At 76.5% G+C, this 22,896-nt stretch carries 26 protein-coding genes; 11 read left to right on the top strand and 15 right to left on the bottom strand.

What is annotated here, in order from left to right; all coding sequences use genetic code 11:
* Nucleotides 1-38 precede the first annotated feature (38 nt).
* The 3 genes from JD79_RS13570 to JD79_RS13560 form a co-directional block, all read right to left on the bottom strand.
* A complete protein-coding gene (locus JD79_RS13570; protein ID WP_110005952.1) occupies nt 39-2,366 on the bottom strand; it encodes a penicillin acylase family protein in 2,328 nt (775 codons plus the stop codon).
* A 138-nt stretch (nt 2,367-2,504) separates the two neighbouring features.
* Nucleotides 2,505-3,386 (bottom strand): SDR family NAD(P)-dependent oxidoreductase, encoded by an 882-nt coding sequence (locus JD79_RS13565; RefSeq protein ID WP_110005951.1) that lies wholly within the window; start codon nt 3,384-3,386, stop codon nt 2,505-2,507.
* Nucleotides 3,387-3,423: 37 nt separating this feature from the next.
* Complete coding sequence (locus JD79_RS13560) at nt 3,424-3,819, bottom strand: hypothetical protein (RefSeq protein WP_110005950.1); 396 nt, start codon at nt 3,817-3,819, stop codon at nt 3,424-3,426.
* An 84-nt stretch (nt 3,820-3,903) separates the two neighbouring features.
* Between JD79_RS13560 and JD79_RS13555 the strand changes: the two genes are divergently transcribed.
* From JD79_RS13555 to JD79_RS13540, 4 genes are all read left to right on the top strand, one after another.
* Entirely contained in the window at nt 3,904-4,524 is a 621-nt protein-coding gene (locus JD79_RS13555) for a hypothetical protein (RefSeq protein ID WP_110005949.1), read from the top strand.
* Nucleotides 4,525-4,584: 60 nt separating this feature from the next.
* Entirely contained in the window at nt 4,585-4,854 is a 270-nt protein-coding gene (locus JD79_RS13550; protein ID WP_110005948.1) for a DUF2277 domain-containing protein, read from the top strand.
* Between the two features lie 101 nt (nt 4,855-4,955).
* Nucleotides 4,956-5,501 carry a hypothetical protein gene (locus JD79_RS13545; protein WP_110005947.1) on the top strand — a complete coding sequence of 182 codons (546 nt, stop codon included), beginning with the start codon at nt 4,956-4,958 and terminating at the stop codon, nt 5,499-5,501.
* A 172-nt stretch (nt 5,502-5,673) separates the two neighbouring features.
* A complete protein-coding gene (locus JD79_RS13540) occupies nt 5,674-6,849 on the top strand; it encodes an FUSC family protein (protein WP_170149199.1) in 1,176 nt (391 codons plus the stop codon).
* A gap of 7 nt (nt 6,850-6,856) precedes the next feature.
* On the opposite strand, the gene map is transcribed toward JD79_RS13540, so the two are convergent.
* A complete protein-coding gene (map, locus tag JD79_RS13535) occupies nt 6,857-7,639 on the bottom strand; it encodes a type I methionyl aminopeptidase (protein ID WP_245900078.1) in 783 nt (260 codons plus the stop codon).
* An 82-nt stretch (nt 7,640-7,721) separates the two neighbouring features.
* Here map and JD79_RS13530 point away from each other — a divergent pair, with 82 nt between their 5' ends.
* Entirely contained in the window at nt 7,722-7,979 is a 258-nt protein-coding gene (locus JD79_RS13530; RefSeq protein ID WP_146220447.1) for a hypothetical protein, read from the top strand.
* Nucleotides 7,980-7,986: 7 nt separating this feature from the next.
* On the opposite strand, the gene JD79_RS13525 is transcribed toward JD79_RS13530, so the two are convergent.
* Complete coding sequence (locus JD79_RS13525; RefSeq protein WP_110005943.1) at nt 7,987-8,214, bottom strand: hypothetical protein; 228 nt, start codon at nt 8,212-8,214, stop codon at nt 7,987-7,989.
* Here JD79_RS13525 and JD79_RS13520 point away from each other — a divergent pair.
* Entirely contained in the window at nt 8,213-8,911 is a 699-nt protein-coding gene (locus JD79_RS13520; RefSeq protein ID WP_342767662.1) for a DUF6328 family protein, read from the top strand. The genes JD79_RS13525 and JD79_RS13520 overlap by 2 nt on opposite strands.
* Nucleotides 8,912-8,921: 10 nt before the next feature.
* Here the strand turns inward: JD79_RS13520 and JD79_RS13515 are convergent, their stop codons facing one another.
* On the bottom strand, nt 8,922-10,388 hold the full coding sequence (locus tag JD79_RS13515) for an HNH endonuclease signature motif containing protein (protein ID WP_146220446.1): 1,467 nt from the start codon (nt 10,386-10,388) through the stop codon (nt 8,922-8,924).
* Nucleotides 10,389-10,716: 328 nt separating this feature from the next.
* Between JD79_RS13515 and JD79_RS13510 the strand changes: the two genes are divergently transcribed.
* Entirely contained in the window at nt 10,717-12,147 is a 1,431-nt protein-coding gene (locus JD79_RS13510) for a glycosyltransferase family 39 protein (RefSeq protein WP_110005941.1), read from the top strand.
* Here the strand turns inward: JD79_RS13510 and JD79_RS13505 are convergent.
* From JD79_RS13505 to JD79_RS13480, 6 genes are all read right to left on the bottom strand, one after another.
* Nucleotides 12,062-12,826: a glycosyltransferase gene (locus JD79_RS13505; RefSeq protein ID WP_110007694.1), complete on the bottom strand. Its 765-nt coding sequence runs from the start codon at nt 12,824-12,826 to the stop codon at nt 12,062-12,064. The genes JD79_RS13510 and JD79_RS13505 overlap by 86 nt on opposite strands.
* On the bottom strand, nt 12,823-13,680 hold the full coding sequence (locus JD79_RS13500; protein WP_110005940.1) for an NAD-dependent epimerase/dehydratase family protein: 858 nt from the start codon (nt 13,678-13,680) through the stop codon (nt 12,823-12,825). Before JD79_RS13500 ends, JD79_RS13505 begins: the two co-directional genes overlap by 4 nt.
* Complete coding sequence (locus JD79_RS13495; protein ID WP_110005939.1) at nt 13,677-14,480, bottom strand: aldolase/citrate lyase family protein; 804 nt, start codon at nt 14,478-14,480, stop codon at nt 13,677-13,679. Before JD79_RS13495 ends, JD79_RS13500 begins: the two co-directional genes overlap by 4 nt.
* 63 nt (nt 14,481-14,543) lie before the next feature.
* Nucleotides 14,544-15,608, bottom strand: coding sequence for an ABC transporter ATP-binding protein (locus JD79_RS13490; protein ID WP_110005938.1), 1,065 nt, complete (start codon nt 15,606-15,608; stop codon nt 14,544-14,546).
* A gap of 4 nt (nt 15,609-15,612) precedes the next feature.
* Nucleotides 15,613-17,157 (bottom strand): ABC transporter permease, encoded by a 1,545-nt coding sequence (locus tag JD79_RS13485; RefSeq protein WP_245900077.1) that lies wholly within the window; start codon nt 17,155-17,157, stop codon nt 15,613-15,615.
* A 29-nt stretch (nt 17,158-17,186) separates the two neighbouring features.
* The gene (locus tag JD79_RS13480) at nt 17,187-18,209 is read right to left on the bottom strand and encodes an iron ABC transporter substrate-binding protein (RefSeq protein ID WP_110005937.1); all 1,023 of its coding nucleotides are present in this window, start codon (nt 18,207-18,209) and stop codon (nt 17,187-17,189) included.
* 170 nt (nt 18,210-18,379) lie between these two features.
* Here JD79_RS13480 and JD79_RS13475 point away from each other — a divergent pair, with 170 nt between their 5' ends.
* Genes JD79_RS13475 through JD79_RS13465 form a run of 3 tightly spaced genes read left to right on the top strand, consistent with a single transcriptional unit; the run spans nt 18,380 to nt 20,729 of the window.
* Nucleotides 18,380-19,411 (top strand): ATP-binding cassette domain-containing protein, encoded by a 1,032-nt coding sequence (locus tag JD79_RS13475; RefSeq protein ID WP_245900076.1) that lies wholly within the window; start codon nt 18,380-18,382, stop codon nt 19,409-19,411.
* A complete protein-coding gene (locus tag JD79_RS13470; RefSeq protein ID WP_110005935.1) occupies nt 19,408-20,262 on the top strand; it encodes an ABC transporter permease in 855 nt (284 codons plus the stop codon). The genes JD79_RS13475 and JD79_RS13470 overlap by 4 nt, the downstream gene beginning before the upstream one ends.
* Nucleotides 20,263-20,282: 20 nt before the next feature.
* On the top strand, nt 20,283-20,729 hold the full coding sequence (locus JD79_RS13465; RefSeq protein ID WP_211307968.1) for a GNAT family N-acetyltransferase: 447 nt from the start codon (nt 20,283-20,285) through the stop codon (nt 20,727-20,729).
* A gap of 4 nt (nt 20,730-20,733) precedes the next feature.
* Here the strand turns inward: JD79_RS13465 and JD79_RS13460 are convergent, their stop codons facing one another.
* On the bottom strand, nt 20,734-21,285 hold the full coding sequence (locus JD79_RS13460; RefSeq protein WP_211307967.1) for a DM13 domain-containing protein: 552 nt from the start codon (nt 21,283-21,285) through the stop codon (nt 20,734-20,736).
* A gap of 80 nt (nt 21,286-21,365) precedes the next feature.
* Here JD79_RS13460 and JD79_RS13455 point away from each other — a divergent pair, with 80 nt between their 5' ends.
* Nucleotides 21,366-21,749, top strand: coding sequence for a PaaI family thioesterase (locus JD79_RS13455; RefSeq protein WP_110005934.1), 384 nt, complete (start codon nt 21,366-21,368; stop codon nt 21,747-21,749).
* Between the two features lie 65 nt (nt 21,750-21,814).
* On the opposite strand, the gene JD79_RS13450 is transcribed toward JD79_RS13455, so the two are convergent.
* Nucleotides 21,815-22,288 carry an LppU/SCO3897 family protein gene (locus JD79_RS13450; RefSeq protein WP_110005933.1) on the bottom strand — a complete coding sequence of 158 codons (474 nt, stop codon included), beginning with the start codon at nt 22,286-22,288 and terminating at the stop codon, nt 21,815-21,817.
* A gap of 223 nt (nt 22,289-22,511) precedes the next feature.
* Complete coding sequence (locus JD79_RS13445; protein ID WP_110005932.1) at nt 22,512-22,751, bottom strand: hypothetical protein; 240 nt, start codon at nt 22,749-22,751, stop codon at nt 22,512-22,514.
* Nucleotides 22,752-22,896 lie beyond the last annotated feature (145 nt).

Raw genomic sequence — 22,896 nt, 5'->3', positions numbered from 1 at the left:
GCCTGCCTCCCGTCTCCTCGGGTCGCGCACCGCCCGGATCACCGCGGGGCGCGCAGGCGGATCCGGGTGCCGACGTTGGCCTCCACCGCCTCCCGGCTGTAGACGAGCGGGAAGCTCCCGCCCGCCGCCCACGACTCGAACAGGTCGGCGTAGTGCGGCGAGCGCGGGTCCCCGGACTGCCCGGGCGCGTTGACCGCCCGGCTGCTGTCCCACTCACCCACGTCGAGCACCATGCGGAAGGTCGAGCCGTGCGTCTGCCGGAAGTCCGGACCGTAGCCCGCCATCCCGACCGTGTCACCGCTCCCGGCACGCGGCACCGGGCCGACCTCCCGCCACCCGGCCGGGATCCCCTCGGCACCGGCGAGCGCGGTGTTCACCAGCCGGGTGTGGTGCAGCCGTCCCCAGGTCCAGGCCGACCGGTCGGGGCCGACCAGGGTCTCCAGCTCCTCCAGCGCGGCCCGCAGCGTGGCGTCGACGCCGGCGGTGAGCCGGTCGCCGGAGGACCCGTACGCGGCGAGCATCCGGAGGTCACCGCGCAGGTCGGACTCCGTGGACTCGTCCCGCAGCACGGTCCGCCGGGCGGTCGCCCGCTGCTCCGGTGCGACGCCCTCGCGGTCGAGCAGCTCCTCCAGGAGCCAGGGCCGCAGGTGCCGGCGCAGCCACACCTCGAAGACGAGGGCCTCGAACGAGTCGACCCCCTCCTCGCCGTCCCAGGCCCGCAGCCGGTCGAGGACGTCGCGGTCGCGCACCGCCTGCCCGTCGACCGGTGCGAGCGCCCGGCAGACCGCGCGGGCGTGCACGCTCACCGCGTCCCACTGCATGCGCAGGCTGTCCTCGACGCTCACCGCGTCGTTCGCCGCCAGCCAGTCCGAGAGCCGCTCGTAGCGCGCCGGGGAGTACCAGTCGTGGGTGATCGCCAGGCGGGGGTCCCGGTCGGGGGGCAGGTTCTCCTGGTTGGCGGTGGCGAACCAGCCGGCGTCGGGGTTGCGGACCCCGGGCAGCTCCTCGGCCAGCGCGAAGCCGTTCCACTCGTAGCGGCCGTCGCCGGGCACGGGCAGGGAGCCGTCCCAGCCGTCCCGCCGCGGCACGAGCGCACACGCCTGCCAGCCGATGTCGCCCGCCACGGTGGCGTAGACCTGGTTGACGCCGGGGGCGCCCCAGCGCGACAGCGCCTCGACGAAGGCGTCGGCGTCGGCCGCCGTCTGGTACTCGAGGCTGGCCAGGTACGGCGACATCCCCGGCTCGAGCCACACCGCGCGGACGGCGACGGCGGTGCCGCGGGCCGGGTCGTGGTGCACCACCGGGCCGTGCCTCGTGTACAGCAGCTCGACCTCGACCGGGTCGGAGCCCGCCACGGCGACGGAGTCGGTCTCGCGGGTGAACGCCTCGTACCCGTCGCGGTAGCGGTAGCGGCCCGGGTCGGCGGGGTCGAGCTCGTAGACGTAGAGGTCCTCGGCGTCGGCCGGCCAGATGGTGAGCCCGAACGCGACCGCGCCGTTGTGGCCGATCGAGATGCCCGGCAGGCCCGGCTCGCCGGCCCCGATCACGCTCATGCCCGGGGCGTCGAGGTGGGCGAGGTAGCGCAGCGAGGGCAGCCCGACGGCGCGGTGCGGGTCGTTGGCCAGGAGGGGCCGACCGGTCGCCGTCCGGGAGCCGGCCACCACCCAGTTGTTGCTGCCGGCCAGCGACTCGCGCCAGTCGCCCGGCGCCGGCCGGCCGCTGAGGTCGACCGGGGAGAACGCCAGCCGGTACACCCGCAGCACCTCGTCGGCGAGCCGCCCGAGGTCGGTGCCCTCGGGGAGCACCAGCGGGTCGGCCGGCTCCCGTGCGTGCCGCACCTCCTCGACCGCGGCTCCGGCGTCCCGCAGGGTCAGTGCCCGGGCCAGCTCCTGTTCCACGTTGGCGAAGAGCCCGTGCGTCCGGAACCGCACGACGTCCTCCGGAGCCCACTCCGCCGGCAAGTACCCGTGGACGCGGAACTCCGGCGGCAGGTGCTCGGGGTGGTCGAGGACCCAGCGGACGTAGGCGTTGACCCCGCGGGTGAAGGCGGTGACCACCGCCCGCGTCGAGGTGCCGTAGGCGAGCCACTCGGCGCGCACGTCCCCGCGGTAGCGGAACAGCCGGTTGGCCCGGTCCTGCTCGACGAAGGCATCCCCGAGGACCTCGCTGAGCAGTCCGTTGCCGCGCCGCCGCCACAGGTCGATCTGGAAGAGCCGGTCGCGGGCGGCGTTGAAGCCCTGCGCGAGGTGGACGTCGTCGCGCGATCCGGCGTAGAGGTGCGGTACGCCCCAGACGTCGACGAGGATCTCGACGTCGTCGGCGAGCCCCTCGACGTCGAACTCGGCGTCGTACTCCCGGTCGGTCACGGTGCCGCTCCTCCCCTGCCGGCCGGCCGCGCCCTGACGGCCACCGCCGCGACGACGATGGCGCCCCCGGCGACCGGCCGCCAGCGCTGCGGACGTCGACACCCCGCGCCGGCGGCCACGGCCGCTCACACCGCGGACTCAGGGGATGCCGTGCCAGCGCCCCTTCTCGGCGTTGCCGGCCGGCCTCGACTCGAAGACGTTGCCCTCGGTCGGCGGCGTCCGCTGGTCGTCGGCGAGGGCGAACACCCGCAGCAGCGGCCCGACCAGGGCGTCGTAGACCGCCGGGAACAACCGGAAGCCGAGGATCACGACCGGGTTGGCGAAGCCGGACTGCACCAGCCGCCGGGGCCGGTCCAGGCGCGCGACGACCGAACGGGCCACCCGCTCCGGCGAGTAGATCGGGATCGGCGGGCGGCCCTTGAGGCCGATGTAGCTGCCGGCCTGCGAGTAGATCGGGGTGTTGACGCCACCGGGCGCCACCGCCGAGACGTGGATGCCGGGGACGTCGCGGGTCTCCTGCTGCAGCACCCGGATCAGGCCGAGCTGGCCCCACTTGGCGCTGATGTAGCTGCCCATGAGCGGCGTGGCCACCGAGGCCAGCAGCGAGCTCACGACCACCAGGTGGCCCTCGCCCTGGCGGCGGAACTGCGGCAGGACGACGCGGGCGAGGTTGGCCGTGCCGTGCAGCGCGGTGTCGACCACGCGCTCGAACACCTCCCTGGGCACCTCCTCGATCCGCCCGTAGGCGACCACCTGCGCCGCGTGGACGACGACGTCGAGGCTGCCGAAGCGCTGCACGGTCCCCTCGACGGCGGTGCGCAGCGCGTCCTCGTCGAGCACGTCGGCCGGGCAGACGACGACGTCGGCCGCGCCCTCCGCCCGGACCTCGGCCGCGGTCTCCTCCAGCGCCTCACGGCCCCGCGCGAGCAGCACGAGCACCGCCCCGCGCCGGGCGAACAGGCGGGCGGTGGCACGGCCGATGCCGCTGGAGGCACCGGTGATCAGCACGGTCTGTGGCATGCGGGGACGGCTCCTCGGTCTCGGGGTCGCTCCCCGCCTACCCCGGTCGGTTGCCCGCCATGCGATCGAGCACCCCGAGCAGCCAGCCCGGCCCCCGCACCTGGGCCTGCGCGGGCAGCCGCCCGCGCAGGCCGCGGTCGGCGGTCACCGCGAGCACCGCCCGGCCGGCGGCGGCGAGGGCCGCGGCCTCGGCGACCAGCGCGTCGTCGCCGCTGCCGGGGGCGCGCACCAGCCGGACGCCGTCCGGGGCCGGCACGTCGCGCGCCGCGCCCTCGACGACGACCACCACCTCGTCGAGGCCGGGCACGTCGTCGTCCGTCAGAGGCGCGGCCAGGCGGTCCAGCAGCCGGGCCGTGGCCCCCGCCCGGTCGCGCCACCAGCCGTCCGGGCGGGCGCCCACGACGTTGGCGGCGTCGACGAGCAGGACCGTCACGCGTCCTCCTCCCGGGTGACCCCGTCCATGGTCGTGCGAGGAGCGGGTACCCGCCCGACCAGCACCCAGCGACGAGGAGGCCCCATGCCGAGCAGCGACCGCACCCACCGCCACCCCGACACGACCGTTCCGGCGGAGGGGTCGCACGTCACCCGCGGCCCGGGCCGCGACGCGATCGCAGCCCAGCGCGACGGCTTCGGCGGGATCAAGTGGGGCGCGGCGTTCTTCGGGTGGCTGTCGGCCAACGGGCTGGCGGTGGTCCTGATCGCGCTGGTCTCGGCGGCCGGCGTCGGCCTCGGGCTGGCCCAGGGCGTCGACACCGTCGGGGAGGCCACCGACCAGGCCGCCGGCATCGGGCTCGGCGGCGCGATCGCCGTGCTGGTCGTGCTGTTCCTCGCCTACCTCGCCGGCGGCTACGTGGCCGGCCGGATGGCCCGCTTCGACGGCATCCGGCAGGGGCTGGCGGTGTGGCTGGTCGGCCTGCTCGTCGTCGTCGTGCTGGCCGTCGTGGGCACCGTGCTCGGCGCGCAGTACAACGTCCTCCGGCAGCTGGACCTGCCGCGCATCCCGATCGACGAGGGCACGGCGACCACCGCCGGGATCGTCACGCTCGCCGCGATCCTGGTGGCCACGCTGGCCGGCGCCCTGCTCGGCGGCAAGCTCGGCACCCGGTACCACCGCAGGGTCGACCGCGCCGGCTTCTGACCGTCCGCGGGGGCCGTTCCCGGGCCCCCGCGGTCGTACCGCGGCAATACGCTGCGGCGCATGTGCCGGAACATCCGCCCCCTGTCGAACTTCGAGCCGCCGGCCACCGAGGACGAGGTCCGGGCCGCGGCGCTGCAGTACGTGCGCAAGATCAGCGGCGCGACGCACCCGTCGCGGGCCAACGCCGAGGCCTTCGACCGCGCCGTCGCCGAGGTGGCCGCCGCCTCCGCGCGGCTGCTCGACGCCCTGGTGACGACGGCGCCGCCGAAGGACCGCGAGGTCGAGGCGGAGAAGGCCCGGGCCCGGTCGGCGCTGCGTTTCGCCCGCTGAGGGCGGCCCGTTGCGCGCGATCCTCTTGCTGGTGCCGGGCATGGCCTCGGGTTGAGCGGGTAGGTGGCGGGCTCCCGTCCACTTCCCCCAGGAGAGATCCGATGGCCCGCAACACCGTGTCCCGCGCCCTGCACGACCTCGGCCTGTCCGCCTGGTTCGGCGGCACGCTCGCCAACGCCGTGGCCCTGAACCCCGCCGCCGGCGAGGCCGGCAAGGACACCGGGAAGGTCGCCAACGTCGGCTGGAACCGGTGGACGCCGGTCAACGCCGTGGCGATCGGCGCCCACCTCGTGGGCAGCGTCGGCCAGCTCATCGGCAACCGCGGCCGGGTCGCCCAGCAGGAGGGCGTGGCCGGCATGTCCGCGCTCAAGACCCTGCTCACGGCCGCCGCCCTCGGCGTCACCGCCTACAGCCGCTCGCTGGGGCAGGTCGTGAACGGCACCGGCAGCGGCGCGGCCAACCCCTCGTCGCGCTCGGGCACGAAGCCCACGAAGCGCACCAAGGCCGAGATCGCCGCCGCCCAGGAGCAGCTCGACTCGCTGCAGTGGGTCATCCCGGCCCTGACCGGCGCGCTCGTCGTCGTCAGCTCCTACGCCGGTGAGCAGCAGCGGGCCAGCGAGGTCATCAAGGGCGTCTCCCGCCGCTGACGCCCCCGGGCCGCCGGCCCGGGGACGGCCGGACCGGGCTCCCTGGGGGACCGTGTCCCGGACCGACACCCGCAGTCCGGCCTCGGCCGGCCCCGCACTCCCCGGCCGCCGTCCGCACCCGCGGACGGCGGCCGGCGCGCGTCGGGGGCCGCTCGGCGGGGACACTGCACCCGTGGCCGGACCGCGTTCGCTGGTCGCCCGGCTGGTGCGGCGTGGGCGCACCCCCGGCCTGCGCACCGCCAAGACCGTGCTGGCCGCGGTGGTGGCCTTCCAGATCGCCACCTGGCTGGACACCACCAGCTCGCCGATCCTCGCCCCGCTGACCGCGCTGCTGGTCGTGCAGCTCACGCTGTACGAGACGCTGGCCACCGGCTGGGAGCGGGTCGCGAGCGTCACCGCGGGGGTCCTCATCGCGGTGCTGTTCGCCTCCGTCGTCGGGCTCACCTGGTGGAGCCTCGGCCTCGTCGTCGGGATCTCGCTGGTGGTCGGGCGGCTGCTGCGGCTCGGGCCCCACCTGGCCGAGGTCCCGATCAGCGCGATGCTCGTGCTGGCCGTGGGCGGAGCGGAGAACGCGGCGCTGGGCCGGATCACCGAGACGCTGATCGGCGCGGGCGTCGGTGTCCTGGTGAACCTGCTCGTCGCGCCACCGCTGTACGTCCAGCCGGCCAGCGAGGCGATCGCGGAGCTGGCCGAGCGCATGGCCGGCTTCTGCGAGGACGTGGCGAGCGCACTGGGCGGCACGTGGTCGCGCCGCGTCGCCGACTCCCTGCTCGAGCGCGCCCGCGGGCTGGGAACGGAGGTGGCCCGGGCCGACCGCCGCCTGGCCCGCACCGAGGAGAGCGCCCGGCTCAACCCCCGCGGGCGGGTGGCCCGCGAGGCCCAGCCCCGGCTGCGCAACACGCTCAACGCCCTCGAGCGCGTCCACGTCAGCCTGCGCACGCTCACCCGCGTGCTGCTCGACCGCACCTACTTCCTGCCCGAGGACGACGCCGGCCAGGCGTGGTCGCGGCCCGCGCGGGAGGCGCTGGCCGACGTGCTGCGCGCCGTCGCCACCACCCTGCACGACGCCGCGACGGTGGCCGCCGGGACCACGCCGCCCTCCGACGCCGACCGGCTGGGGACGCTGCTCGAGCTGCGCGGCCGGCTCGCCGACGCCCTGCTCGTCGACCCCCGCACCGACCCGGCCGGCTGGTCGCAGCACGGCAGCCTCCTCGACACGGTGGACCTGCTGCGCGTGGAGCTGGGCACCGCGCTGCACCCGCCGTCGACGTCGTGGGCGCCGCCGCCGCTGGCCGGGGCGCAGCGGCGCGCGCTGCGGCGGGCGGTGACCCGGCGCCGGCGCCGGTGAGGCCGGCTCAGGCGGCGGTGAGGACGACCGGCCCGTCGTCGGTGACCGCCACGGTGTGCTCGACGTGGGCGGCGCGGCTGCCGTCGGCGGTGACCACCGCCCAGCCGTCCCTCTTGTGCCGGTAGCGCTCGCCGCCGGCCAGGAGCATCGGCTCGATCGCGAGCGTGCTGCCGGTGTGCAGGCGCACGCGGTCCAGCCCGGCCAGCGGCTGGTTGGGCACGAACGGCGGTTCGTGCATCGACCGGCCGATGCCGTGCCCGCCGTGGTCGGGCAGGTGCGCGTAGCCGTACCGGCGGGCGACGGCGTCGACGGCGCGGGCGACGTCGAGCAGCGTCGCGCCCGGCACCGCGGCGGCGACGCCGGCGGCGAGCGCCTCCTCGGTCGCGGTGACGAGCCGGGCGTCCGCGTCGGAGGGGTGCTCCCCCACCAGCACGGAGAACGCGGCGTCGCCGTTCCAGCCGTCGACGACCGCGCCGCAGTCGACGCTGAGCAGGTCGCCGTCCTTGAGCCGCTGGCCGCTCGGCCGGCCGTGCACGACGACCTCGTTCGGGGACAGGCAGAGGACGCCGTTGTAGGCCGTCGGCGCCCAGGACGGCTTGTAGCCGAGGAACGACGAGGTCGCGCCCGCCTCGTACATCGTCGTCCTCGCGAGGTCGTCGAGCTCGCGCAGCTTCACCCCGGGGACCGCCGCCGCCCGCACCGCCGCCAGCGTCTGCGCCACCACGCGCCCGGCGGCGCGCATGGCGTCGAGTTCGTCGGCGGTGCGCGGCGGGAGAACGGTCAGGTCCACGCCGTCGACGGTACGAGACGCCCGACCACCCGGGCCGCCGCGGACTGGCCGGACACCCGCAGCCGGTGCCACGGTGGCCGCCATGGACTTCCGCAGGATCAGGCCCGGGCAGTGGCACAGAGCCGGTCGCATCGAGATCGCCGAGCCGGGCGGCCTCCCGACGGCGCGCGAGGTGTACGAGGACTGCCACGTGCTGTTCGCCGACGGATGGTGCTACCTCGAGGACGCCGACGGCGCCGTCGACGTGTACCCCGCCGCCCGGGTGCGCATGGCGCACGACCTGCGCGAGGCCGACCAGCCCGACGAGGGCCCCGGGACGGCGCCCAGCCCGCTGATCTGACCGGTCCTCAGGCGCCGCGCTCGCGCCGGACGTCGGCGGGGTCCGGCGTGCGGAAGACGGTGTCGGGAGCGCCGGGCGCGACCGGCGGGGCCTCGGCCTGCTCGGGACGGTCCGGCTCCTCGCCCTCCACGCCGAAGCCCGCGGCCGGCGGTGGCGCGCCGGCACCGGGGTCCGCGGCGGCGATCTCGTCGTCCGGGCGGTGGCGGTTCGGCGTCATCGGCTCCCACATCGACATGCCCCTCCCCTACCCGGTACCGGACGGTTCCCAGGTGATCACCAGGTGGCCGCCGGGTATACGGCCGCTGAACGGCCGGGGGTCGCGGGGCGCCGGGGGACGGCCGGAGCTGGAGGGGAGACCCACGGACATGGCGACGACGGGCTCTGGTCAGCGGGCACGACGGGATGCGCGGCCGGATCCGGGACCCCGACACCGGAGGGCCGGGGAGGACCGTCGCGGAGCGGACGACCGCGACGAGACCCACGCCGAGCGCATCGACCGGGAGCTCATGGAGCTGCTCAACGAGCTGCGGATCGCGCTGCCGGGCGTGCAGTTCCTCTTCGCCTTCCTGCTGGTGGTGCCGTTCCAGCAGGCGACGGAGCGGGCCACCGACTTCCAGCGCGACGTCTACTTCGTGACCCTCGTCGCCGCGGTCGCCGCCACCGCCCTGCTCATCGCGCCGGCCGCGCAGCACCGCGCGCTGTTCCGGCAGCACGACAAGGAGGACCTGCTGCGGCGCAGCAACCGCCTGGCCTTCCTGGGGCTGTGCGTGCTGGCCGTCGCGATCGTGGCCGCGGTGGTGCTGGTGGTCGACTTCCTCTTCACCCTCCCCCTGGCCCTGGTCACCGGCGGTGTCGTCGCGGTGCTGCTCGGCTGGCTGTGGATCGGCAGTCCGGCCCTGCAGCGCGCCCGCGGCGCCCGCACCGACCCCTGACGCCGGGAAGTCAGAACGGCGGTGCGTCCGCCGACGGCTCGCGGAGGCCCGGTGGTCTCGTCACGCGGGTCGTGCCGGTGGGTGTGGTGACGGTGAGCACCCCGTCGGCGTCCATGGCGAACTGCCAGCCACGGCCGTGGGTCTTGAGGCGGTGGTGCCGGCGGCACAGGCAGCACAGGTTGGTGCAGTCAGTGGCGCCCTCGGGGTGCGGGAGGACATGGTCGAGGTCGGCGTGCCCCGCCCGGATGCAGCAGCCGGGCATCCGGCAGGTGCGGTCGCGGGTGGTGACGAACCGGTACTGGGCGCGCCTGGGCCGGTAGCCGTCGGCGACGACCGGCCGGTCGAGCACCGGGCAGCCGCAGGCGCCCGAGGGGTGGTCGGGGCAACCGCGTCCGGCGAGGCGGCGGAGCTCCTCGATGGGCACGACGGCGCGCAGGCGGCCGCTGACCGGGTCCGTCAAGGCGGCGTCGACGCTGCCGCCACGGGGGACCTGCAGCCCACCCGGGCACAGGGCGTCCAGCCGGCCGAGGAGCTCGCGCAAGTGAGCAGAGGTGATCGGCTGGCCGTCGACCTCCGCCGGTCCACCACCGCGGCGGCCCTCCAGAGCAGACAGGGGAGAGAGCACCGTCAGGTGGGCCGTGACCGGTGGCCGCGAGTCGTCCCAGGGACGCAGCACCAGGTCGGCGAGGACCTCCGCGCGGATGACGCCGATCGGGCGTGCGTCCCCTGCCTCCTTCGCCATGCGGGCGGAGACGTCAGCGGTCTCGCGGATCGCCACCGCGGTCTCGTGCGGCAGGAGCGTGATCAGCTCGGACATGCCGTCCGGCAGCGGCCGGACGGTCACGTCGGCGCAGTCGCGGGCCTCCTTCCGTCGCCGGTCGGCCGCGCCCTCGTCGAGGCGCACGAGTTCGCGGTGCACCGCCGTCCGCAGCGCCCGCACGCCGAGGTCCATCGCCCGGGGCAGCACGAGGGCCTCCACGGCGGCGACGACGGCCGTCCGGTCACCGCGGCGCACCGGCTCGGACACCTCCGCCGCCATCGCCCGCGCCCGCGGCCAGTCGATGCGCCCGTCGGCGAGCGCCGCCCAGGTGGCCTGCAGGTGGCGGGTCAGCACCAGGGCCAGCTCGGCACGGACGGATGCCTCGGTGACCGAGCACCGCAGCACCTGGGCCAGCTCGTCGACGAAGAACTCACCGACCCCGGCCAGCCCGCCCTCCGACCACGACGCCGGGCGCTCACCGCCCCGCTCGATCGAGGTGTCGAAGAAGTCGGCACGGGCGCCGGCCAGCCCGGCGATGAGCCGGCACTCGAACGCCGCGATCGCCGACCGGTGCGCCTGCAGCCGCTCCAACTCCGCAGCCTGCTCCGCCACCGACCAGGACCCGACCGCCAACGCCTCATCCAGCCGCGGCGCCTCGTCCAGCCGCGGCACGGACGACGGCGCGTCGGCCACCGATCCCATACCGCTCCCGGACACACCACGAACCTAGAGCGGGGGTACGACAGAAACAGGCACTGACCTGGGCGGATGCGGTGGGACGTCCCGTCCGAGGGCGGCACAGACGGCGTCCGCGACGTCGGTAAGGACCACCGTGCCCCCCACCGCTCGCACGCTGGCGGCGGGCCCCTGCACGGCGGCCGATGGCTCACCGACCGGCGCTGTGAGGTTCGCCGTCCACCACGCGCGGTCGGCATTCGGCAGGTGCCCGCCGCAAGTCCGCGAGCGGTGGGGGCACGGTGACCAACTCGTGCCGGGTGTCGCGCCGGCTCTGCCGGCGGAAGCGGGCCGCCTACGCTGCGGTCCCGTGGCGACGACGACGACGGCGGCGGACGCCCCGGCGCCGACGGACCGCCCGCGGCGCTGGTCCCCGGTGGAGCTGCTCCCCTCGGCGCTGCTGGTGCTGCTCTGCGCGGGGCTGCTCGCCCCCGGCCACGGGCTCTGGTTCGACGAGGCGTTCACCGCCGAGGTCGCCCGCCGTCCGCTCGCCGACATCCTGCGGGCGATCGCCACCGGCGAGGGCGTCACCAGCTACCTCGCCGACGTCCCGCCCTCCTACAACGCGCCCTACTACCTCGTCGTGCACCTGTGGGTCTCGCTGCCGGGCCTAGGGGGCGACACCGCCCTGCGGGTGTCCTCGGTGCTGGCCACCGCCGGGGGGCTGGCGCTGGTGTCGCGGGCGGTGACCCGGCTGGCGGGCCGGGCGACCGGCGTCCTGGCCGGCCTCGTCCTGGCGACCGCCCCGCTGCTGCTCGAGCAGGCCGTGGAGGCCCGCAGCTACGGACTCGCCGTCCTGGCCACCGGCGGGGCGCTGCTGGGCCTGGCCCGCTGGCTGCAGGACGGGCGCGGGCTGCTGCTGTTCGGCCTCGCCGGCGCCGGGATGGGCCTGATGCACTGGTACGCCGTCACGGTGCTGGCCGCGTTCGTCGTCGCGGCGCTCCTTCTCCGCGGCCGGGCGGCCGTCCGGGTGGTGGTCGTCGGCGCTCTCGCCGCCCTGCCGGTGGCGGCGCTGATCGGCGTCAACCTGCTCAACGGCACCGGCTCGCGCAACGCCGAGCACCTGCGCGACACCGGCGGCACGCTCGCCGACCTCGCCGTGGAGGCCTGGGCCGGGGGTCGCACGCCGCTGCTGTACCTGACCGTCGGGCTCGCCGTGGTCGGCGCGCTGCGCGGCGCCGGGGTGCGCGTGGTCGGCGTCTGCTGGGTGCTCGTCCCGCTGCTCCTCCTGCTGGCCGCCGAGACCGTCCGGCCGGTGTACCTGCCCCGCTACCTGCTGGCCGGGCTGCTCGGGCTCGGCGTCCTGGCCGCGGCGGGTGCGACGGCGCTGCCCCGGGGCGCGCGGACGCCGGTGGCCGCCGCGCTGGTCGGCCTGTCCCTCCTGGCGAGCGCGCCGCTGGCGGTCCGGGAGCCGCGGGAGCGCTCCGACGACGCCGTCGCCCTCCTGCTGGAGGAGCAGCGCCCCGGTGAGCCGGTGGTGGCGGCCGACCAGCGCGCGGCGCTCGGGCTCGACCACTTCGTCCGGACGCTGGGCCCGCGGCTGCGCCCGGACGTCGTCCTCCCACCCGACGACGCCCCCGCCGACGCCGACCGCGTCTGGCTGGTCCGCCGCCTCATCGACGGGGAGCCGGTGCCCACCGACGACGACGCGGTCCTCAGGGACGCCGGCCTGTCCCTGACCCGGACCTGGGACCTCCCGGCGACGAAGACCGACCTCGTCGTCCAGCTCTGGACCCGCTGACCCGGCGCCCCGCCGCCCAGGCCAGCGACCGCAGCGACTGGCGCAGCCGGGCCCGGCCGGTCCACGCCGACGTCCCCTCCGGCCGGCGGTCCCGCTCGACCGGCACGCTGGCCAGCGGGGTGCCGGCCAGGCCGGCGGCGAGCACGACGCTGGGCGCGGACCCGGCCAGCACGGCCGCCACGACGGCGTCGCGCACCGCGGGCCCGAGGGCGAGGAAGGCACCGGCGTCGGGCGGCAGGCCGGTGAGGCGGGCGGCCACCCGCCGGTGCGCGTCACCGGTCAGCCGCCGCAGCGGCGACTCGTACCGCCCCCGGCGGCCGGCGAAGACCGCGCCGGCGTCGCCCCGGGCCAGCCGGTCGAGGAGGGCCGGCACCGCCTCCGGCGGGTCCTGCAGGTCGGCGTCCAGGCACACCCAGACGTCGGCGTCCTCCACGTGCAGCCCGGTGGCCAGCGCCCGGTGCTGGCCGACGTTGACCTCCAGGGCGGTGACGGCCACCCGCGGATCGGCCGCCGCGAGCTCGCGCGCGACCGCGAGGCTGCCGTCGGGCGAGGCGTCGACCACCAGCCGCAGCCGCCAGTCCCGGCCCGCGAGCGCCGCCGCCAGCCGCGCCGCCAGCGGCCGCAGCGTCCCCTCGTTGCCGTACACGGGGACGACCACGGCGACGCGGGGACCGCTCACCGCGCCGCCCACGTGCGCGCCAGCCCCTCCTCGAGGCCGACGGTCGGCTCCCACCCGAGCAGGGACCGCGCCGCGCGGGGGTCGCACACCCAGTCGGCGGTGTCCCAGTGCCGGCCGGGATGGGTACCGGGCGCGGTGGCGATCGGCCGGCCGGTGACCCGTTCGGCGACGGCGACGAGCTCGGCCACGCCGGTCTGCACGCCGGTGCCGACGTTGAGCACGCTGCCGGAGGGCAGGGAGTCGGCCAGCGCGGCCCGCACGCAGGCGTCGACGACGTCCCCGACCCACACCCAGTCGCGCCGGCTGACCCCGGCCGGGAGGGGCACCGTCGCGCCGGTGCGCGCGGCGGCGAGCACGACCGGCACCAGCCGGGTCGGGTGGTCGCCGGGCCCGTAGACCTGGAACGCGCGCAGCACCGTGGCCCGCACGCCCCGCTCGGCGGCGGCCGCCTGCAGCAGCAGGGACCCGGCCGCCTTGGTCGCGCCGAAGAAGCCGCGGGGGCGCAGCGGGGCGTCCTCGTCCAGCGGTCGCGGGCCGGCGGCGTACTCGGTGGACGACCCGAGACGGACCACCGCGCGGCAGCGCCCGGGCAGGGCGTCGACCAGCCACGGGCTGGTGTTGACCGCCACCGTGGCGGCGCGCTCCGCCGCGGTCGCCTTGGCACGGCCGGCCGCCAGGGAGAAGACGACGTCGGGGTCCGCGGCCCGCACGGCGGCCGCGGCGGCGACGGGGTCGGCGAGGTCGACGTCGGCACGGGTCAGGCCGGTCACGTCCCAGCCGTCGGCCCGCAGCCGCGCCACCAGGTGGCCGCCGACGAACCCGCCGGCGCCGGTGACCAGCGCCCGGCCGCTCACGCCGGCTGGGCGACCCGCAGCCCGTCGACGGCCGCCGTCCCCTCCACCGCCGCCACGAAGCCGGCACGCCGCTCCGCTGCGGTGGCGGCGTCGGCGTCGGACAGGTCGGCCAGCGCCGCGAGCAGCCGCGGCACCTCGACGGCGGGGTCGCGCCCGGCCATGTCCGCGGTGAACGAGCGGCGGAGGAAGGTGAAGTCGGTGCGCAGCCGGACCAGCTCCGCGGCCAGCAGCATCCCCGGCACGGGGAACCCGCCGCCGGGCAGGGTCAGCCCGCCGACGCCGAAGCGCGTCCCCACGGCGGCGCGCACGGCGTCGACGGTCCCGTCGACCAGCGGCCGGAACAGCTCCTGCGACCGCCGGTCGATGCGCAGGTCGTTGAGCCCGACGTAGATGCGCGACAGCGGCCGCCGGGCGAGCTCGGCGACCCGGTCGACGGCGTCCTGCGTCTCCACGAGGATGCCCAGCCCGCAGCGGCCGGCGACCAGGTCCAGCGTGCGGTCGACCTCCTCGGGCGTGCGCACCATCGGCAGCAGGACCTCGTCGGCCCCCGCCGCGACGGCCTCGGCGACCTCGCGCGCGGTCCAGGGACCGGCGGCGTTGACCCGGCACAGCAGCCGGCCGTCGGTGGCCGCGCGCATGCGGACGAGGTCCTCGAGGGTGTCGGCGTTGATCTGGGTGCCCTCGCCGGCCTGCCGGCGGTGCTTCCCGCGGCGCTCCCAGTCGACGACGATCCCGGCCGCGCCGGCCGCGACCACGTCGCGCCCCCAGACGGGGTCCACGGAGAAGAGGAGGAGGTCCACGGGTCGTGAGCTTAGGCACACCTAACCCACGGCCGGCGCCCAGGTCCCCCCGGGGCCGCGGCATCAGGCGGGTGCCGGCACCTCCGGGCGGCCTCCCGACGGGACGGCCGGGAACGGCACCGCCGCGCCCCGGACGGCGACGGTCACCTGCGACCCGGGGACCGGCAGGTCCGCGCCCTCGGCGCGCGCGCTGACCCGCAGTCCCGAGGACAGCTGCAGCTCGACCCGGGCGTCGTGCCCGTAGAAGTCGATCCCGCACACGCGCGCGGGGACGCCGGGACCGCCGGCCAGCCGCAGCTGCTCGGGGCGCAGCAGCACCCGGACGGGCCCGTCCGGGCAGGGCCTGCCCAGGGTCAGCTCCCCCAGCTCGGAGGTCACCCGGCCCGCGGCGGCCACCCCGTCGAGGACCACGGCCTCCCCGACGAAGGCCGCCACGTCCAGGTCCCGGGGCTCGCGGTACAGCGTCCGCGGGTCGGCGAGCTGGGCGAGGGTGCCACCGCGCATGACCGCGACCTGGTCGGCGGTCGACAGCGCCTCGGCCTGGTCGTGCGTGACGAGGACGGCGGTCGCGCCGGTGGTCCGCAGTGCCTCCACGACGGCGCGGCGGGTGTCCTCCCGCAACGCGGCGTCGAGGGAGGAGAACGGCTCGTCGAGCAGCACCAGCGACGGCTCGGGGGCCAGCGCGCGCGCCAGCGCGACCCGCTGCTGCTGGCCGCCGGAGAGCTGGTGCGGAGCGCGGTCGGCGAGCGCCACGTCGAGGCCCACCAACGCGAGCAGCCCGGCGATCCGCGCGCGGTCGCGGCGCAGCCGGCGGGGCAGGCCGAAGGCGACGTTGCCGGCCACGCTCAGGTGCGGGAACAGCCCGCCCTCCTGGGGGACGAACCCGATGCCGCGCCGGCGGGCGGGCACCCCGCGGCCGGCGCCGGCCACCACCCGGCCGCCGAGCTCGACCGTCCCGGCGTCGGGGTCGTCGAAGCCGGCCACGATGCGCAGCAGCGTCGTCTTCCCGCAGCCGGAGGGGCCGAGCAGCGCGGTCGTCGTCCCGCTGGGGACGTGCAGGTCCACCCCGGTGAGCACCGGGGTGCGGCCGTAGGACCTCGCCAGGCCGGTGACGGTCAGCGCGCTCATGTGGTCAGACCTCGTCGGACGTCGCGGGAGAGGAGCACCGTGGCCGGTGCCGAGAGCAGGACCATGACGACGGCGTAGGGCGCGGCGGCGCCGTACTCCAGGGCGCTGCTGGCCGACCAGAACGCCGTCGCCAGGGTCTCGGTGCCGGTCGGCGCGAGCAGCAGCGTGGCGGTGAGCTCGGTGACCACCGCCAGGAACACCAGCGCCGCCCCGCCCCGATCCCGGGGGCCAGCAGCGGCAGGGTCACCCGCCACAGCCGCGCCGGCGCCGGGACGCCGAGGGAGGCCGCGACGTCGTCGTGCACCGGTGGCGACTGCTCGACCGCCGCGCGCACCGTCACGATCGCCCGGGGCAGGAAAAGGACGGCGTAGGCGGCCAGCAGCACCGGGACGGTCTGGTAGAGGCCCGGCAGCAACCGGATGCTGACCGTCACGAGCGCGAGGGCCACGACGATCGCCGGTACCGCGCTGCCCAGGTAGGTGGTGCGCTCGAGCAGGGTGGCCAGCGGTCCCCGGCGGCGGACGGCGAGCCAGCCCGTCGGCAGGGCCAGCGCGGTGGTGACCGCCGCGGCCCCGGCGGCGAGGGCGAGCGTCGTCCCGGTGGTGGCGGCCAGGACCGCCCAGTCGACCCGCGCCGAGGTGCCGGTCGCGAACCAGGACACCAGCGCGCCCACCGGCACGAGCAGCGCCAGCCCGACCACCGTGGCGAGGGCCAGCAGGGCGGGACCGGTGAGCACCCCGAGGCGGACGGGGCGCGGCTGGCGGGCGGCGCCGGCCCCGGTGCGGGCGTAGCCGCGGGCGCCCCGCAGCCGGATCTCGGCCAGGAGCAGCACCAGGCACAGCAGCACCAGGACCCCGGCCAGCATGGTGGCGGCCGCGCCGTTGAACGTGGCCCGGTACTGGTCGTAGACGGCCGTGGTGAAGGTCGGGTAGCGCAGCATCGCCAGGGCGCCGAACTCGGCGAGCACGTGCAGGGCGACCAGCAGTGCACCGCCGAGCACGGCCACCCGGAGCTGGGGCAGCTGCACCCGCCGGAACACCGCCCAGCTCGACAGGCCCAGGCCCCGGGCGGTCTCCTCCAGCGCCGGGTCCAGGCCGCGGAAGGCGGCGACCGCGGGCAGGTACACGAACGGCGCGTAGGCCAGCGACACCACGAGCAGGGCGCCGCCGTAGGTGTCCAGCCCGGGCAGCAGGGAGATCCACGCCGAGCTGCTGACGAAGGCCGGCAGCGCCAGCGGCGCGACGAGCAGCACGTGCCATCCCCGGCGGCCGGGCAGGGCGGTGCGCTCCACGAGCCAGGCCGCGCCCACGCCCAGCACCGTGCACACGGCCACGGCACCGGCGACCAGCCGGAGGGTGTTGCCCAGGAGGTCGGCCACCCGCCGCCGGAACACCAGCTCCGCGACCCCGCTCCAGCCGACGTCGACCGCGGCCACCGCGATGTGCACCAGGGGCAGCAGCGCGAGGGCCGCGACGGCGACGGCCAGCAGCACCGTCACCGGGGAGCGGCGCGCCGCGGGCGCGCGCCGGCCCCGCGCGGCCGGGGTCACGGGACCGGGGCGGGCGGAGGGGGCGACGCTCAGAGCAACCCCACCTCCTGCATGAGCTCGGTGACCCGGTCCTGGTCGAGGGAGCCGGGGTCGACGGCCGGCGCCCCCAGCCCGTCGAGCGGGGGCAGTGCCCCGGCCGAGGCGACGCCGGTGCCGACGGCGTACTCGAGGGCGGTGCTCTCGGCCAGCCGCTCCTGCGCCTCCCGCCCGGTCAGCCAGGCGACGAGCCGCTGTGCGTCCTCGGGCCGGTCGGACGACCGGAGGACCCCGGCGCCGGAGACGCTGAGGAAGGCCCCCGCGTCCTGCCCGCCGAAGAAGTGCAGCCGGGCGTCGTCGCCCTTGAGGCCGCCCTCGGCCTGGTCGCGGTACCAGTAGTAGTGGTACATGACGCCGGCGTCGATCTCGCCCTCGTCGGCGGCCACCATCACCGCGGTGTTGCTCTGGTAGACGCCGGCGTTGCGCTCCAGCCCCTCGAGCCAGGCCCGCGTGGCGTCCTCGCCGTGCAGCGCCAGGACCGCCGCGACGATCGCCTGGAAGTCCGCGCCACCGGCGGCGATGCCGATGCGGCCCTCCCACGCCGGGTCGGCCAGCTCCAGGATCGACGCCGGCAGCTCGTCCTCCGACAGCGCGGCCGGGTCGTACACCAGCACGGTCGAGCGGGCGGCGAAGCCGGTCCAGGTCCCCGACGAGGGCCGGAACTGCTCACCGACCTGGCCGAGCGTCGACTCGTCCAGTGGAGCCAGCAGCCCCTCGCGGTCGAGCACGGCGATCGACGGGCTGTTCTCGGTGAGGAAGACGTCGGCCGGCGAGGCCTCACCCTCCTGCACGATCTGGTTGGCGAGCTCGGCGTCGTTGCCGTCGCGGAACTCCACCTCGATGCCCGTCTCCTCGGTGAAGCCCTCGAGCATCGTGCGCACCAGGCTCTCGTGCTGCGCGCTGTACACGGTGAGCGCCTCCGAGCCGGACGCCCCGGCGCTGCCGCAGGCGGCCAGCGCGCCGGACAGACAGACGGCGGAGACAACAACGGCGGTCGCCCGCCCGGGCCTGGTCACGGGTCCTCCCACAGACGTCGACGGCTGTCCGGCAGCAGCCCAGGGTAGGCACACCTAAACAGACGCGTCGCGGCGCGGGACCGATGACTCCCCTCCCCTCGGCCGGTCCGGACTGTCGGACCCGTGCGGCACCGTGCGGGCACCCGACTCGGAGGCAGGGGGTGGGGCACGTGACGGCGTACGTCGGCGACGCGGCGCCGGCCGGTGGACAGGCGACCGGCGGCGACAGCGGGGTCCTGGCGATCGAGGCCGTCGGCCTGGTCAAGCGCTTCGGCGCCACGACCGCCGTGGCCGGCGTCGACCTGCAGATCCCCCGGGGCGGCGTGCACGGCTTCCTCGGCCCCAACGGGGCGGGCAAGACGACCACGATCCGGATGCTGGCCACCCTGCTCCCGCCCGACGGCGGATCGGCGCGGGTCTTCGGCCACGACGTCGTCACCGACGCCGACGCCGTCCGCGGCCGGGTCAGCCTGACCGGCCAGTTCGCCTCCCTGGACGAGATGCTCAGCGGCGCGGAGAACCTGCTGCTGCTCGCCCGGCTGCTGGGCTACTCGCGGGCCGCCGCGCGCCAGCGCACCGACCAGCTGCTGGCCGCCTTCGGCCTCACCGAGGCGGCCGGCAAGCAGGTGAAGCACTACTCCGGCGGGATGCGACGGCGCATCGACATCGCCGCCGGCATCGTCGTCCGGCCCGACCTGGTCTTCCTCGACGAGCCGACCACCGGCCTGGACCCCCGCAGCCGCAACCAGGTGTGGGACGTCGTCCGCGCGCTCGTCCGCGGCGGGACGACGGTGCTGCTGACCACCCAGTACCTCGACGAGGCCGACCAGCTCGCCGACCGCATCTCCGTCATCGACGCCGGCCGGGTGATCGCCGAGGGCACGCCCGGGCAGCTCAAGGCGTCGGTGGGCTCGGGCACGCTGCACGTGCGGGTGGCCGACCCGGAGGACCGCGGCACCGCCCGCGCGCTGCTCGAGCGCGTCCTGGCCGTCCCGGTCACCGCGGACGCCGACCCCGCGGCCCTCACGGCCTCGGTGCGGGACGCCGCCCCAGCGGCCCGGGCGCTCACCGCCCTGGAGACCGCCGGCATCCCGCTGGCGCAGTTCGCCCTCGGGCAGCCGAGCCTCGACGAGGTCTTCCTCGCCCTGACCGGCCGGCCCGCCGACAGCACCGGCACCCCCGCTCCGGAGGACCCGCGATGACCGCCACCTCGACCGCGCCCGCCACCGCCGAGGCCACCGCGCCGGACACCGCCGCGGTCCTCGCGGCCCTCGGGTCGGCCGACCGCCCGAGGCCGCAGGGCCCGCTGGCGGCGTCGGCGACCTTCGGCTGGCGGACGCTGCTGCGGATCAAGTACGTCCCGGAGCAGCTGTTCGACGTCACCGTCTTCCCGGTGATGCTGACGCTGATCTTCACGTACCTGTTCGGCGGCGCGCTGGCCGGCTCGGTCGACCGCTACCTGCAGTTCTTCCTCCCGGGCATCCTCGTGCAGAGCATCCTCATGATCACGATGTACACCGGGGTGGCGCTCAACACCGACATCGAGAAGGGCGTCTTCGACCGCATCCGCTCGCTGCCGGTCTGGCGGCCCAGCGCGCTGGTCGGCGCCCTGCTCGGCGACGTCGTCCGGTTCGCCCTCGCCTCGGCCGTGGTGCTGGGGCTGGGCCTCGCGCTGGGGTTCCGGCCGGAGGGCGGGCCGGCCGGCGTCCTCGCCGCGGTGGCCCTGCTGCTGGTGTTCGCCTTCGCGCTCGGCTGGATCTGGACCTACCTGGCGCTCGTGGTGCGCACGCCGAACGCGGTGATGGGCTGGAGCATGCTGGTGATCACGCCGCTGACCTTCGGCAGCAACATCTTCGTCGATCCCGCCACGATGCCCGGCTGGCTACAGGCCGCCGTCGAGGTGAACCCGGTCAGCTCCCTGGTCAGCGCGGTGCGCGGGCTGGTGCACGGCGAGGTCGCCGGCTCCGACGTCGTCCTCGTGCTGGTCTGGGCGGCCGCGCTGGTCGCCGTCCTCGGCCCGCTGACCGTGCGCCGCTACCGCACGCGGAACTGACGTCGGCTACAACGACAGCCGTGACCGCCGACCAGCCGACCCTGCGCACGGCCCCCTTCGCCGACCTGACCCCGTTCGAGGTCTACGCCCTCTGCCGGCTGCGGGTCGACGTCTTCGTGGTCGAGCAGCAGTGCCCCTATCCCGAGCTCGACGGCCGCGATCCGGAGCCGGCGACGCTGCACCTGTGGTTCGAGGAGGACGGCGAGGTCCTCGCCACCATCCGGGTCCTCGACGACGGCGAGACCCGCGCGATCGGCCGCGTGGCCACCGCGGCGAGCGCGCGCGGCCGCGGCCTGGCCGCCCGGCTGATGGAGGAGGGGATCCGGCTCTGCGAGGGCCGGGCGATCACGCTCGGCGCCCAGGCGCACCTGCAGGGCTGGTACGAGCGCTTCGGCTTCCGGCTCAGCGGCCCCGGCTACGTCGAGGACGGCATCCCGCACGTGCCGATGCGCCGCGAGCCCGCCTGAGGGGTCAGGCCATGGCGGCGGGGCCGAGGTCGGCGGCACCGAAGGCGGCGTCGAAGCGGTCGCACCAGATGACGACGCTGGTGTAGCCGGTGGCGTCGACGCCCTCGGGCACGACGTAGTTCTGGTCGCCGACGTTGCCCTTGAGCGGGCCGAGGTCGACGAACTGCTCGTCGAAGGCCGCCTCCTCGCCGGTGGCCGGGTTCTGCGACAGGTAGACGTAGAGCGCCGGGCCGTTGGAGGTCTCGAAGCCCTCGAGCCGGACGACGACCTGCCCGTCGGGCAGGCGGACCACCCGCGCGGTGCCCACGGTCTCGTGCTCGCGGGAGACGAACGCGCCGCTGGCGAGGTCGACCGGGCCGGAGGGCGCCACGGTGATGACCGCTCCCCCGCCGTCGCCGGCCGGGGTCTCCTCCGCCGCGGCCGAGGGCAGGCCCTCGTCGACCCGCTCGTCGTAGAAGAGCTTCTGCGGCTGGAACCAGACCAGCGTGACGGCGGCCAGCGCCGCCACCACGACCGCCGCCGCCGACCAGATCCACGTCCTCCGTCGCCTCGCCACGGCGGCGGACCATAACGGCGGTCCCGCCGTCCGTGGGGCTTCCCGGGCGTGGGGAGTGCGAGGCCGGGTACCGCCGCCGCATGGCAGACGACGCGGTCCCCGGCGGGTTCGCCGGGCGGCTCGGGGTGACGGTCGAGGACACCGGCGACGGCGAGGCGACGCTGGGGTTCGAGGTCCGCGACGAGCACCTCAACCCGGCGGGCACCCTGCACGGCGGCGTCGTCGCCACCCTGGTCGACACCGTGATGGGACAGGCCGTGCGCACCACCACCGGCGACGGCGAGGTGCCCGCCACCAGCCAGCTCACCGTCACCTACCTGCGCCCCGGGACGCCCGGCCGGCTCGAGGTGCGCGGGCGGGTGCGCACCCGCGGGGAGCACCTGACCATCTGCGAGGCCGACGTCGAGCAGGAGGGCAAGGGCATCGCGCACGCCGTGGCCACCTTCGCCCTCCTCGAGCGCTAGCCCCTCGACGCACGAGCGCCCCGCCGGCGGTGCCGGCGGGGCGCTCGTGACGCGTCGGGGCGCGGTCAGACGTCCTCGGCGCAGTAGACGGTGCCCTCGCCGCCGGTCTCCCCGCTCCACAGCACCTGCGTGGTGGTGGGGAAGTCGCCGCAGGGCTGGTAGCTGGACTCGTAGAACTCGCTCTCCGTCACCTTCTCGTCGATGACCCCGACGATGCGGGCCTCGGCCCCGGAGTCGTCGCAGCCGACGGTCTCGTACGAGGTGCCCTCGGAGGTGATGCAGTCGCCGACCTCGGGGGCGCCGAAGTCGATGAACCGGAACGCGGCGACGCCGCCCGCGACGGCGACCGCCGCCACGACGCTGCCGATCTTCCGGCCCTTCCCGGGCTTGGCCGGCGCCGGGGCCGGCCCACCGAACGAGCCGGGCTGACCGAAGGGCTGGCCGGGCTGGGGCTGGCCGAACCCGGGCTGGCCGGGCTGGGGCTGGCCCCAGCCGCCGGGGTGGCCGCCCTGCGGCGGGCCCCGGCCGGCGGCTGCCACGCGCCCGCGGGCCGGCCCCGGGGTACGGCGCGCCCTGCGACGGGACGGGCTGGCCGGGCTGCGGGCCCCCGGCCGGCGGCTGGGTGCCGGGCTGTCCCGGTTCGGTCATGTCGTGCTCCTCGGTGCTCCGACCGGCGCCAGGGCGGCATCCGGTCCGGCGGGCACCTTCACACACGACGTCCGTGCAGGTCAGGAGGACGCGCCGCGGCGTCCCCCTCGCGGGTCAGGTGGCGAGCAGGGCGGAGCCGGGCTGCTCGACGACCACGGGGAGACCGGTGGCGTTGTCGTCGCCGCCCTGGTCGCCGTCGCTGTTGGCGCACTGGCTGACCAGCAGGATGATCGCGAAGACCAGGACGATCAGGCCGACGAAGGTGCCGAAGAACATGGCGCGGCCGCGCTGGGGCCGCACCCGCATCCCGCGCCGCGGGTCGTCGGGGTCGGGTGGACGGGCAGCCTGGGACACGGCGGGACTCCTCGGGTTCGGCGGGCCGGACGGCGCGCTCGGCGCTCCCCCGAGTCATGCCCAGCCGTCCCGTCGGTACGCCTGTGGGGGACGGTCGGATGGCACACGACAGGGTGCCGTCGGGCACCGCCGCGGAGGACGATCA

Source organism: Geodermatophilus normandii, from assembly GCF_003182485.1.
GTDB lineage: Bacteria > Actinomycetota > Actinomycetes > Mycobacteriales > Geodermatophilaceae > Geodermatophilus > Geodermatophilus normandii.
This window is presented reverse-complemented; position numbering and strand designations above follow the sequence as displayed.